At 41.6% G+C, this 12,633-nt stretch carries 11 protein-coding genes and 1 pseudogene; 1 reads left to right on the forward strand and 11 read right to left on the reverse strand.

What is annotated here, in order from left to right:
* Positions 1-426: 426 nt before the first annotated feature.
* The 11 genes and pseudogenes from EDD68_RS09160 to EDD68_RS09210 form a co-directional block, all read right to left on the reverse strand.
* Positions 427-1,266: an alpha/beta fold hydrolase gene (locus EDD68_RS09160; protein ID WP_132371949.1), complete on the reverse strand. Its 840-nt coding sequence runs from the start codon at positions 1,264-1,266 to the stop codon at positions 427-429.
* Positions 1,267-1,396: 130 nt separating this feature from the next.
* Positions 1,397-1,951: an ATP-binding protein gene (locus EDD68_RS09165; RefSeq protein ID WP_243646816.1), complete on the reverse strand. Its 555-nt coding sequence runs from the start codon at positions 1,949-1,951 to the stop codon at positions 1,397-1,399.
* Between the two features lie 15 nt (positions 1,952-1,966).
* Entirely contained in the window at positions 1,967-2,806 is an 840-nt protein-coding gene (locus tag EDD68_RS09170) for an alpha/beta fold hydrolase (protein ID WP_132371950.1), read from the reverse strand.
* Positions 2,807-3,148: 342 nt separating this feature from the next.
* A complete protein-coding gene (locus EDD68_RS09175; RefSeq protein ID WP_132371951.1) occupies positions 3,149-3,580 on the reverse strand; it encodes a universal stress protein in 432 nt (143 codons plus the stop codon).
* A 90-nt stretch (positions 3,581-3,670) separates the two neighbouring features.
* Positions 3,671-4,447, reverse strand: a complete 777-nt coding sequence (locus tag EDD68_RS09180; protein ID WP_132371952.1) for a TerC family protein — start codon at positions 4,445-4,447, stop codon at positions 3,671-3,673.
* Between the two features lie 324 nt (positions 4,448-4,771).
* Positions 4,772-6,442: an acyl-CoA dehydrogenase family protein gene (locus EDD68_RS09185; protein WP_132371953.1), complete on the reverse strand. Its 1,671-nt coding sequence runs from the start codon at positions 6,440-6,442 to the stop codon at positions 4,772-4,774.
* Complete coding sequence (locus tag EDD68_RS09190; RefSeq protein ID WP_132371954.1) at positions 6,439-7,959, reverse strand: class I adenylate-forming enzyme family protein; 1,521 nt, start codon at positions 7,957-7,959, stop codon at positions 6,439-6,441. The genes EDD68_RS09185 and EDD68_RS09190 overlap by 4 nt, the downstream gene beginning before the upstream one ends.
* The gene (locus EDD68_RS09195; RefSeq protein WP_132371955.1) at positions 7,956-8,351 is read right to left on the reverse strand and encodes a MerR family transcriptional regulator; all 396 of its coding nucleotides are present in this window, start codon (positions 8,349-8,351) and stop codon (positions 7,956-7,958) included. Before EDD68_RS09195 ends, EDD68_RS09190 begins: the two co-directional genes overlap by 4 nt.
* A gap of 286 nt (positions 8,352-8,637) precedes the next feature.
* A complete protein-coding gene (locus tag EDD68_RS09200) occupies positions 8,638-9,132 on the reverse strand; it encodes a cupin domain-containing protein (RefSeq protein WP_243646817.1) in 495 nt (164 codons plus the stop codon).
* A 294-nt stretch (positions 9,133-9,426) separates the two neighbouring features.
* Positions 9,427-10,066: pseudogene (locus EDD68_RS09205) on the reverse strand (LysE family translocator).
* A gap of 57 nt (positions 10,067-10,123) precedes the next feature.
* Positions 10,124-10,795 carry an FMN-binding negative transcriptional regulator gene (locus EDD68_RS09210; protein ID WP_243646818.1) on the reverse strand — a complete coding sequence of 224 codons (672 nt, stop codon included), beginning with the start codon at positions 10,793-10,795 and terminating at the stop codon, positions 10,124-10,126.
* 97 nt (positions 10,796-10,892) lie between these two features.
* Between EDD68_RS09210 and pdxR the strand changes: the two genes are divergently transcribed.
* Positions 10,893-12,275 carry a MocR-like pyridoxine biosynthesis transcription factor PdxR gene (gene pdxR, locus EDD68_RS09215; protein WP_132371957.1) on the forward strand — a complete coding sequence of 461 codons (1,383 nt, stop codon included), beginning with the start codon at positions 10,893-10,895 and terminating at the stop codon, positions 12,273-12,275.
* Positions 12,276-12,633 lie beyond the last annotated feature (358 nt).

Below are 12,633 nucleotides of genomic sequence, written 5' to 3' on the forward strand. Positions count from 1 at the left end.
TCTTCCTTTCTATTGGTTTTGGTTTGGGTTACTATTAACAATAGAGGAAGATTCTGCATTTTTCAATTTTCAGCACACTTCATTGGGGAGAGCCAGCATAAGCTATAATCACTAAAATCAGTAAGTGTACGAATTCCAGCATCATCAGTCTGAAACTGAAATAAACCCCGTATCTAGTAATTTTTTTGAATGGTAATAATCATCACAATACCGAAAAACGGGGAAAAAGGGAAGGCATCCAAACAATCAAGACTCTCCTTATAGCTGAACAGCAAGCTATGTTTAGATTTTTTAAGGAATGGGAACACCAAATCCTGATTCCCAACCTCATCCCTTTAAGAGTGACTTCAAGTCACCTTTTTCATAAATTCGACATGTGCCAGGAATTTATCAGGTTTTGATATATTTTGTCGAACAACCCTTCTTTTATAACTGGCTAAAATCAGCCACCATTCGATCAAATAATTCTTGTTCCTCCAGATACGGTACATGGTTACTGTGTTCAAAAATATATAGCTTTGATGCCGGGATTAAATCGTGGATTTCTTTCGAGCAATCCAGCGGACACTGGGCATCATGCCGTCCGCAGTAAACGATGGTGGGGACGCCAATGTTTTTAAGATCTTCTCTAATATCGTATTCAGGAAGCTCTTGAAACGAATAATAGTCCAGTCTTCTGTTGACAACCCTTCCGCTGCTGGGCTTTGCAAAATATTCATCAAACTTTTCCGGGTGATGCAGTGACATCTCTGTCCACTCTCTGCCGGCTTTTGCTTTTTCCTCTTTTGATGCTTCCTTTGACTTCAAAATTGAAAAAATTTCTTTCAATCTTGGATTCAGCGGATTTTGCCTGCTGTATATGCTCCCTGGATGTTCCATATACTCTTGGGATGCCGCTGCTCCGCCTACCATGAGTTTTGTCAACGATTCCGGGTATGATGCTCCATAAACGAGGCCAATCATACCTCCGGTGGAATGACCGGCAAACCCCCACTTTTCAACATTTAAAGCTTTTCTCAAGGCTTCCAGATCTTTGACGGTTTCTTTCATGCTTAATTCCTTATCATCCTTCACCCGGCTGGAGGAGCCTGTCTCTTTCAGGTTTACAAGATAAACCGTAAACTGATTCACAAACCGATCGGAAAAATAATCTCCCCGCTCATTGAACTCACTATATAAATGGGTGACACATAAAGGCTCTCCTTCTCCACACACAAAAACTTCAAAATCTCCCCGTTTGGTAGAAACCATTTTCCTTGTCCACATGCCACTTCCTCCATGTTGAAAATATTCCCCTAATCAAATGTTCTATACAAGTCGGTTTGTTCCCTTTATTGTTTCTCTGTTATTACAAATCTATTTGGAGGAAAATTAGTTCATAACCTATATATACCCCTCAACCTTTTACGAGTTTAATAATCTCCCGAATAACAGAATCAACTTCATCTGGCTTTTGAATCACCAACAGATAATCAGCTTCATCTTCTCTCGGAAAATTTGCACTTTCCTCATTCATCAGCTCTTGCTGTCTTGCCAGCAGTTCTTGATAAGAGATGGGCATCCTAAATATGTTAGTGCTGCGCTTACTTTTCCCAACCCGCTCCTCAAGAACATCATCAGCCAAATCAAAAAACACCAGAACACGTATAAACCCCTTATTACGATAGTATTCAAGCCACTTGATCCGATCCTGCCGATTCAGGTTCGAATTGCATAAAATAAGATGGTGATTGGTTTCGCGAACCGCATAGTCCACAAGGGTCTGGGTGAGGGCATGCTTAATTTTATTTGGCCCCTGTTTCGGCAATAATGCCGGGTAATACGTGTTGAGGAATTCAGCCTGATGATCCTGGTCGATGACGACGGAGTTGGGCAATTGTTTTTCTAAGGATTTTGCAAATGTCGTTTTCCCGCTATGGGTTTTTCCGACGGTCATGATGACTAGTCTCATGAAAGCTCACTCCAATCACATCATTGTCTTAACAAAATTCTCAATACCTTTCTCCAGTTCTCTCTGATTTTCCAGGTATGTATGGTGAGCGCCATTTATTTTCATGATTTGGGAATGTGGGAACTGGAAGGTTCGGTAATGGTCAGGGCCTATTGCGTGATCATGTTCTCCTGTGATCACTAAAACCGGTTTTTCTATTTCTCTAGTTAACGGGGTGAAGTCCTTAAAATATTCTTCTGATGAAAAAACATATTGTTGAAATGAAGACTTCATTTCCAATGACTGGTCAATGCGGTCTATTATTTTTTTGTTATCAGGGTTCATAAATTGAAATGAATCATAAAGATCACGTTTTCGAAGCTCCTCTAAAGTTCGATTGAATAAGGCGGTTAATTCTTCTATGTGATCTCTCGGTATTTCAACAGAAGGCAGCTGCAATGTCCGAAGCCCCTTTTGAATCTGATATTCTAATGAATCCTTCATGTTTAATGTAGCATTGAATAAAATCACCCCTTTTGTATACTCCGGATATTGATCAGCATAGTTAACAGCCAGAATTCCACCAAAGGAATGTCCCATGAGTACCCATTCATCGATATGAAGCTGCTGCCTGATATCCTCCAAATCATCCACCAGCTTTTTTAACGAATAATGTTCTTCTGGATCCGGATCTGAACGACCGCAGCCTCTTTGATCCAGGTAGATCATATCCAGATGTTCCTCAAGGATAATGCCCGCTATTTCTTGAAAAGATTTGCTCCAGTACCCCGGGCCTCCATGCAGGTAAACACACGGAATTCCCCTTCCGCTGCGTTCCACGTTTAATTGAATTCCATCTCTAACGGTTCGTTTCATATTTACACCTCCTCTATTTTCATTCCTATTGACGGATGATACCTCTTCATTTTTCCTTCCTGGTCTCTTTGGAACTTCCAGCCGATTCAAGTTTCCCGGTTGAACGTTAAGGAATAAATCAGGGGTTACATCCCCTGAATCAGGATTCATCTACCAGGTATCAGGATTCAGACACCAGGAATCAGGGCTTACATGCTAAATATCAGGATTCAGTCAACGGAAATCAGGACTTATATGCAAAATATCAGACTTCGCACACTGATTATCAGGACTTATTCATCAAGGATCAGACTAAAAAAACTGACCTGTACATATGGCATCAGGTCAGCTATATAAACATGTTTACGGAACAATGGTTACCGGACAGCTGGATTCATGGAGTACGCTGTAACTGACACTTCCAAGCACTTTGCTTTTCATCATGCCGAGTCCTCTGGATCCCATAATAATGCCGGTACATCCTGGCAATTCTTCAGCAGCCTTAATGATTTCCTTTTCCGGAAGTCCAATTAACATTTTCTTCTCAATATTTACTTTTGCGTCTTTTATATGTGGCTCCATTTTTTCGAATACTTCTTTGGCCATCATTTCTCGATATTCAGCCAGCTGGCTTTCTTTTATGAATCGTTTGACGTAATGAACATTTTGATAGCTTGGCTGAACATTGACAAGCAGGATATCAGAATTGGTTTCCTCAGCTATGTCAAGGGCATATTTCAACGCTTTCACAGAATGTTCAGAACCATCAACTGGTACAATAAATGTTTTTCCCATATATTTTTCCTCCTTCATACATTAACATTTCTACAAAAAATGATATTATCCTATCGTATTATTGAACTTCTTGTGAATCATTCCCTGGAATCAGACAGCATTTTCCCTTTTCCGCTTTTGTCCTTTTGACGAAAGAAACCATCCAGCAGCTGCAGTCCCCACAAGTACTGTATAGAAAATCAATTTCCAGAGAGTTGAATGGGCAAAATGCTCGGAAATGAGCCCAATGTCAGGATGTGCCAGGGTGATGACAGACAGTTTTATACCGACCCATCCCACGATTAAAAAGGCGGCTGTTTCGAGTCCGGGCCTGCTGTTTAACAGATTGACAAACAGATTCGCTGCAAAACGCATAATGATGACACCAATCATTCCCCCGGCAAACACGACCAAAAATTGTCCTCCATCCATGCCCCCGATTGTCGGAAGGGGTGTTGCCGGCAATGCGACAGCCAGTGCCACAGCAGCCAGAATGGAATCCACTGCAAATGCCAGATCGGCAAATTCTACTTTCGCTACTGTTCCCCAGAATCCGGATGGGGCTTTCTTTGGTTTTTTGCTCTTATGATGATCTTCTTTTCGGACATATTTTTTGATTAAGTAATTGATGGCGATATACAGAAGATAGAGCGCACCAATGGCCTGTACCTGCCATACATCCACCAGGAATGAGATAATAAATAAAGACCCAAGACGTAGTATCATGGCACCCAGCAATCCATAAAACAAAGCTTTCTTCCGTTTGTCTTCTGGAAGGTGCTTAACCATGATCGCAAGCACCAGCGCATTGTCCGCTGCCAGAATCCCTTCCAGTCCAACCAGGACAAGCAATACCCAGCCATATTCCATCAATAAACCCCAATCCATTGAACATCCACTCCTTTAACTATTGGTTAAACATCGTGAGAGTGCGCTGATACGTCGATGTGATTTGTACTTTGTGGCAGTTACCCTTATCTTCTGCAACCTGTACCATTTTAAGCAAATTAAAAAACCTTTACCGCGCATGCGATAAAGGCCCGTAAAAAAGACCTTTACGCATTCCGCACGTAAAGGTCTCGCTAACAACTTATCGTTGCCAATAAAGCCGGAGAGGTTACCTCTCGTAATGACGACTTTATTGTCCAGCTACTCCCCTTTAGAAGAGAAAAAGATCGATTCAGTTTTCTGATTCCAATTATACATCATTCACTATGAATTTACGAATGATTTTGATTCTGGTTTCATAATTTCCGCAAATTTTTTGACCGGGAGCATGTCTTCGTCTAATCCATAGTCCCCGAATAAATGATCAATCATTAATTTTGCGATGGTTTCATCCCGCTCCGTTTCAGCCCGCTCAATAGCATGGGCAGCTAAATAAATGTCCGTCATCATATTGGCCAGACGTTTGGCATGATAAGTCTGGGCGTCTTCATCCTGATCCTGTAAATACTGAAGGGCTGTCTGCAGTTTTTTCATTTTCTTTTGAATCGGCTGGAGCCAGGTTTGATCCATGGTGCTGCCATCGAGCATCTGGTGGATTTTTTTGAAAAAGAGCTCGTGGACCTGATATTTTTTGATCAGTCGCAGCACTTCCAGTCCGAGGATGTTGGCGGTTCCTTCCCAGACGGTCAGCACCTGGGCATCACGCAGTAGCCGGGGGGTGACAAAATCTTCAATATACCCATTGCCCCCGTGCATTTCAATAGCTTCATGAGAAAAATCAATGGCTTCATCTGCTGTTCGGGCTTTTAATAAAGCGATCAGCAAACGGTTCATGGCTACTTGTTCATCTGTCACACGATCCCGATCATTCATCACCTGGTCAAACATTTCAATCAACTCATATAGGGCAGAAAGCTGAATTTCATAACGGGCCTGCAGATTTGTCAGGGTTTCCTTGACCATTGGATATTGTATAATTTTGTTCCCGAAGGCTTCCCGCCAGCCCGCATACTCGTGGGCTTCCTTCAAGGCCCGCTTCATGATGCCAACAGAAGCGATGGCGTTACAGACCCTGGATAAGTTCAGCGCTTCCATCATATAGTAAAACCCTTTTTTCGGGTCCCCCACCAGATAGGCCCTGGAACCTTCAAACACAATTTCTGCTGACGGAACAGCTCGAACGCCGAGCTTATCCTTAAGCCGGCGCACCTGTATATCATTGATCGATCCATCTTCTTTTCGCCAAGGAACCAAAAAGAGACTCAGTCCTTTTGTACCTGGCTCACTCCCCTCTATCCGGGCGAGAACTGCTGCCACTCCACATTGCCCGGCATTGGAGGCAAAATATTTTTCCCCAAACAGACGGTATCCATCACCATCCTGGACAGCCTTCACCTCATTGGCCCCTACGTCGGATCCGCCCTGACGCTCCGTTAAAAAGGTCGCCCCTTCATAAAGCTCCACTTCGCCAGTGGAAAGCACATGGGGGAGGAAGGTTTCCCGCAAATGATCATCGGCAAAATGATCGATTAAGTACGCTACGGCCATGGTCAAAGTGACCGGGCAATAAAAACCAGGTTCCACCTGTGAGAGTAAGTACCCCTGGGCATAGCTGTATAAATAATTCCCTTTCCGGCCCAGTTCGGGAATTGGTTTGTGGACATACCCCACAATTCCCGCATTGTACGTATCTTCAACCGTCTTTTGATAGCCTTCATTCACCCAGATTTCCGATACATCATCACCAAAACGGTTATATTTAATCAGCTTCGGCTGCCCTTCCCGATCGGTATGAACGGCCCGGGGGTCAAATTCTTCGTAGCATTTGTCATAAAACGTCTCCAGTTCCTGGACGGCATATTCGTACAATTCGGGATCCAGTTTGTCCTTTAAAATTCTTAGCAGTACGGCTTCCTGATCATAAAATTTACTCATTGCGCATGCTCCTTTTCCCGCAGTTGATGTTTTAAAATTTTTCCGGTGGCATTGCGGGGCAGTTCGACGATTTGCTCATACACCCGTGGGATTTTGAATTTTGCCAGTTTCCCTTCCAGGAAGTCTTTGCATGTCTCTTCCATGTTTTCCATCGGCTCACCTGCCACCACGAAGGCTTTCACCGTTTCGCCCCAGTCTGGATGTGGTGTTCCAATAACGGCCACATCCTCAATGGCCGGATGGGTTTTCAGCGTATCCTCAATTTCTTTTGGATAAATGTTGACACCCCCGGAAATAATCATGTCATTCTTTCGGTCCACAATCCAGATATAGCCGTCTTCATCAAATCTCGCCATATCGCCGGTATAGAGCCAGCCATCCTTTATCGCTTCCTTCGTTTTTTCGTCATCTTTGTAATAGCCGACCATATTGCCTTCTCCTCGCAGGATGATCTCCCCGATTTCGCCCGGTTCAACATCCTCACCTTCCGCATTGACAATTCGCACCTCACAGTTCAAAGCAGCCCGCTTGCCGATACTTCCGGCTTTCGTTTGATGATCTTTTGGGCTAAGGAACGTGCCGTTTGGTCCGGCTTCGGTGAGACCATACACACACATGAGCTGATCTGTCTGGAATTTTTCCTGAACAAATTGCACTTCCACCTGGGACAGTGGAGCTCCCCCATAAATCCATCGCTTTACACTGGACAAGTCATATTGTTCAATTTCTGGGTGTTTGGCAGTCAGCAGGTAGGCTACAGGTGCTCCAAAAAAGTGGGTGACTTTTTCTTTAGATACAAGCTGAAGCAGTAGATCTGGTGTGAAGGTTGGTGCCAGTACATGGGTTGCCCCCACATACGTTCCTGCGACGAAAAAGAGGTGCAGCGGTGCTGAGTGGCTAAGAGGCATCATATGCAGAATCCGTGAGTCATCGTTCATTCCGGTTTCAATGCACATCATGGTGGCAACCGTTAAGGCACACCGCTGGGAAAGCAGCACACCCTTTGGTTTGCCTGTAGTACCGGATGTATACAGCATAGTGGATAGGTCATCTTCTTTTAGGGTACATGCAATTGGCGTATTGGAACCGCTTTCAATTACGTTATGTAAAATTTCCACGCCGGGATGACTCGGTTTTCCTGTGGTGATCCAGAGTATCGGATATTCTTCAACCAGCGGGGCTGCCTGTGCCCAGATCAGTTCATGACCAATCAATGCCTTTGCCTCACTATGTTCGAGAATGTATCGGATTTCCTCAGTAGTGAGTTTGGCGTTTATCGGCACAATGATGGCGCCAAGACGCTGCACAGCAAAATAACTGTACACAAAATCCATCGTATTTGGTGAAAATAAAATCACCTTGTCCCCCTGAGTAATTCCTTTTTCTTTTAAGGCACTGGCCAGCTGATTGACCTTTTGATCCACCTCTTTATACGTGAAACGTTCCTTTCCTGAGACAAATCCCTCTTTGTTCGGAAACTTTCTCGCATTTCTTGCCAGCAATTCGGAAATATTCAACGTGATTCCTCCCCCTTTAGTTGTTGAAGGCGTGATTGAAAATCTTGAAGCAATGATTCCATTTCCTCCCTCAGCGCGACCATATCCTGAATTTTTTCATCCACCTCCTTGATTTTTTTCCTGCCATACTGGATCGTAACCTCCAGCTGCTTTTTCCCGGAGCGGTCCTGATCAAACATATTGATCATTTCGGCAATTTCCTCAAGGGAAAAGCCAAACCGCTTCCCCCGCAAAATGAGCCGGAGATGCGTCCGGTCTTTTCGGGAATAGATTCGCTGCCCGCCCTCTGTCCGGCCGGGATGAATCAGCCCCCGCTCCTCGTAATAGCGAATAGTTCTGGTACTGATATCAAATTCATGGGCAAGATCGGATATGGTGTAGGTTTGTTCCATTTTATTTCACAACTTCCTGAAAATTTTGTGTACTTCTATTCTAGTTTACGTTAACGTTAATGTCAATGATGAATAAAGGCATTGCATCCCCTCATAGCTTAACGGGCAACTTTTAAAGAGGGCATTCGTATCAATGGTCTTGCTGGTCACCTTTAACCCAATTAAACACAAAAAAAGTCCGTCAACAATCTTTTCACGGACAAAATGAAGCATCTTTTGTTTTTTAGGAAAAGTCGGAGACAATAAATCCTTAAGATTCGGCACACATTGTTAAATACTTGAAGCATCATTTTGCATACGTTTGAATTAACTCCTGATCAATCCCTTTATTTCTTCCTCTCTTCGCGAGATAATTAAGCAGCAATTTTAACAAAAATGGCAACTTGACCACACGTGAATCCTGCATATCCAATATTAAGGCTGCATGGATTTTATTGTGCGGCAAACCTTCTTCATCCGTTTTGCCGTCTTCAATTAAACCGTACAAAATTCTCATCGACTGCTCAAACTGATGGGCAGGCTCAATTTTCACCCCAAATGTAACGTCGTTTTCATCAGATGCATTCAAAAACGTATGATTGGTTTCCTTTGGAACAACAAGCGTGTTTCCTGCTTTTAATACTTTTTCTCCTTCCCCATAAAGAATCTTCAACTCACCTTCAAGCACCTCAAAACTTTCTTCAAAATTTTTGTGGTAGTGCAAAGGCGGACCTTCCCCTCCCGGCGGCAAAAATACTTCGATATGCTCATATGCACCGTCTGTTTCATCGCTCGTTTCCAAAAACGTAATTCTTTCTCCCGTAAATTTGTGAGTACTTCAACTTCAGACATACGCATCCTCCTTGCATGATGGATCTTATTGTTTTCTATTTCATTATTTTATCATATTTTTATGAAAGTTCAGTTAATTTTTGTGATCTAGTTCCAACCTTTTAAGTTATGCTGAGTTATAAATATCTTTTGTGGTCAATGATGAATCTTGGCATAAACTATCGCTAACCTTTCATTTAATTTATTGCCTTGGATAAAGGGTTATTTGCTATGGTACAACTTGAAATTTTTCACATATTTCTGCTTATGATTTGGAGGGACTTGCAAGGGCGGAGAAGAGCCCTAAAACAATATATAAATAGCCACTTACCCGATTCAGTATTTTTGAACTCACTTTACTTCTCATAATCCTCTCTCTAATACTTGCTGCAAGAACAGCATACAGACCATCACTAATGAGAGCTAGTATAATAAATATAGTTCCTAAAAACAAAAATTGTACTGCAACTGATCCGGCAGAAGGTGATATGAATTGTGGTAAGAAGGCTAAAAAAAAAGAGTGCAGTTTTAGGGTTCATGACTTCTACAAGCGCTGATTGGTAAAAAAACTTTAATAAATTATTGGACGGAGATTTTTGAGTTTCTGAAGTTGCATGATCAGATGTAGAGAACAAAGTTTTATACCCCAAATAGATAAGATAAACAGCACCCAAGTATTTAACAATATTAAAGGCTGTTGCTGATGTCATAAGGACAGCAGAAACTCCGATTGCTCCAGCTAAAACGTGAACAATCCCCCCAAGTGAAACACCTAGAACGGATACCAGGCCTGCTTTCTTCCCTTGCTCTATACTTCTTCCCATAATGTAGAACACAGCTGGCCCTGGTATTATTAACAATGTGGCCGCAGCAATTGAAAATAGCCAAACCGTTGATAATTCCATGAATATTCATTCCCCTTGTAACATTTTTAGCACATGATTTAACTTCGATAGGCCTTCTTACTTAAATAATCCTTTCCGTTTCTCACGCATCCACTTTGCAACCTGGATTTCCTCTTTTTGATTTGATTTTTCAAGCTCTGCAACAATCGATTTGTAATCCGTGTCACTCCGATTCTGACTCATTTTTGCTGCAGCTTGTATCGATGTAATTTCAAGTTCAAAGCCAACTATTCCTTTCATTTGCCTCCTAATAAAATCTGGATCAAACGTATCCCACAGCCTGCCATTTTCTCGATGAGACTCATAGTGTTTAAGCATATTACCTAAAGCCGATATCAGCTCGTCATCAGTGATGACACGCGATGTTCCATACGCATGTACAGCTATATAGTTCCATGTAGGAACATCTTCCTTTTCATACCAACTGGATGAAATGTAAGCATGCGGTCCTTGAAAAATGAGTAGCACATCACGATTATGATCCAACGTTTTTTTCTGCATGTTTCCATATGCAATGTGCCCAGTCGCATATAATTTCCCCTTTTCAGCACGAATTTCTACAGGAATATGTGTTGCCAACGGTCGATGTTCATCCAAAGAAATCAATATAGCAAACGGGTAAGACTTCATGATTTGAACTGCTTCATCATGATCCAAACGATCTTTTTCAGAGATGTACACAATAATCATCCTTTTCAACTTGTCATTGTGTTCAATAAATACAAGCATTAAATATAAATTAAAATCTGTAAAAATATAATACTATACAAACTGACATAAATATAGATACAATAATAATAAAATATACATGTCAGAGGGGATGTAAATGAAAAATATCATTTTTCATTTAAATGACAACGGCCCAAAATATAAGCAAATCTACGAAAGATTAAAATCATTTATTGAGCAAGGTGACCTAAAGACGAATGAACCATTACCCTCTATTCGTCAACTGGCAGATTCCTTAAATGTGAGCCGTAATACAACTTTAATGGCATATGAACTCCTTGTTGCGGAAGGTTATATACGTGGAGAGAGCCGAAAAGGTTATTTTGTAAATGAGTTAGAGCCCCTTTTATACCAGGAAACTCACAACCCTTCTGATTATCACGAGCAAACAAAGCCCGTTCAGCCATTTTGTATTGATTTCCGTGCAGACGTGGTTGATCAACAGCATTTCCCTTTAAAGACTTGGAGGAGACTCTCAAACCAGGTATTAACGGTAAAGGACTGTTTTCGATACGGGGACCCTTTTGGAGAATTATGTCTGCGCGAACAAATTGCAGGTTATTTATTCCAGTCCCGAGGGGTGAAAACTGATCCAAATGCAATTGTTATCGGAAGTAGTACTCAACAAATGCTTATATACCTTGGGCATATATTGAAGGATGAGTTCCAGAGTATTATTGTTGAAGATCCTGGCTTTGACGGTGCTAGGGAAGCATTTCAATTCCATCGTTTTATGTTTGAAACTTTGCCGGTTTATGAAACAGGTGCTGAGCTGTCACACCTAGATCAAATGAAATCACGATTAATTTATGTAACCCCTTCTCATCAAAGTCCCATGGGAGTAAGCATGACTATTCAACAACGGCACATGCTTATTCATTGGGTAAACAAAATGCGTGGATATATTCTCGAAGACGATTATGATAGTGAATACCGTTATACACAAAAACCATTTCCTGCTCTTGCTTCTATTGATTCAACAAGGGTCATTTATTTAGGGAATTTCTCAAAATCATTCCTTCCGGGAATCCGTTTAAGTTACATGGTGTTGCCGAAACCCCTATTAGATCGCTATAAACATCAATTCCGTCTTTTCGAAAGTACGACTTCAATACTTAACCAACTCACTATGGCTAAATTTATGAAAAATGGAGAATGGATTCGCCACCTTAAACGTATGCGTCTGGTATATAAACGAAAAATGCAACACCTAGTAACAGTATTAAATAAAGAATTTGAGCAAAACATTTCCATTATTGGTGAACAATCGGGGTTATTTTTATTGGTGAAAGTACACTTGAACCGTTCAGAAGAATGGCTAATCGAGAGTGCTTGTGCTTATGGTGTCAAAGTGTATCCTACCTCTCGTTACTTTGTTAAAAACTATCCTGAAAAACCCATGATTAAACTTGGATTTAGTCATCTTTCTTTTGATGACATCCAACTTGGTGTAGAGCTCTTAAAAAAAGCTTGGTTGTAATAACACTCATGAGCGGATCTATCAAAATATGCGGAAGCTAAGAAGAAGGGAAGGCAGAGGTTCAAATGTGAATAATGAAAGGCAAATAAACAAGAGATGATGAGGCTCAGTATAACAATGCAAAGTCTCCCTTTTCGATTATCGATGCATGTCGGAAGATTATGCCCCCAAAGATAACTTGAACCGTTTTTACATCATCTTTGATGACAGTCCAACCCTCTTCCTGTTTTTGTTTCTTAATGGCTTGATTCAACTGGGTAAAAATGTCCCCCCAATAAAGAAGCTAATATCTCATGCATATACGTCTTGATGCAATCTTCAAGTTCGATTAAGTTATCAGTGTTATTTATTATTTCAT

This window comes from Melghiribacillus thermohalophilus (genome assembly GCF_004342905.1).
In the GTDB taxonomy this organism is placed as follows: Bacteria; Bacillota; Bacilli; order Bacillales; family Alkalibacillaceae; genus Melghiribacillus; species Melghiribacillus thermohalophilus.

Excerpts from the sequence above, each read along its gene's own strand:
- EDD68_RS09160 (WP_132371949.1), bottom strand. The coding sequence starts at position 1,266 with ATGTGGACAAGGAAAATGGTTTCTACCAAACGGGGAGATTTTGAAGTT.
- EDD68_RS09165 (WP_243646816.1), bottom strand. The coding sequence starts at position 1,951 with ATGAGACTAGTCATCATGACCGTCGGAAAAACCCATAGCGGGAAAACG.
- EDD68_RS09175 (WP_132371951.1), bottom strand. The coding sequence starts at position 3,580 with ATGGGAAAAACATTTATTGTACCAGTTGATGGTTCTGAACATTCTGTG.
- EDD68_RS09170 (WP_132371950.1), bottom strand. The coding sequence starts at position 2,806 with ATGAAACGAACCGTTAGAGATGGAATTCAATTAAACGTGGAACGCAGC.
- EDD68_RS09185 (WP_132371953.1), bottom strand. The coding sequence starts at position 6,442 with ATGAGTAAATTTTATGATCAGGAAGCCGTACTGCTAAGAATTTTAAAG.
- EDD68_RS09195 (WP_132371955.1), bottom strand. The coding sequence starts at position 8,351 with ATGGAACAAACCTACACCATATCCGATCTTGCCCATGAATTTGATATC.
- EDD68_RS09210 (WP_243646818.1), bottom strand. The coding sequence starts at position 10,795 with ATGCTTGTATTTATTGAACACAATGACAAGTTGAAAAGGATGATTATT.
- pdxR (WP_132371957.1), top strand. The coding sequence starts at position 10,893 with ATGAAAAATATCATTTTTCATTTAAATGACAACGGCCCAAAATATAAG.
- EDD68_RS09180 (WP_132371952.1), bottom strand. The coding sequence starts at position 4,447 with ATGGATTGGGGTTTATTGATGGAATATGGCTGGGTATTGCTTGTCCTG.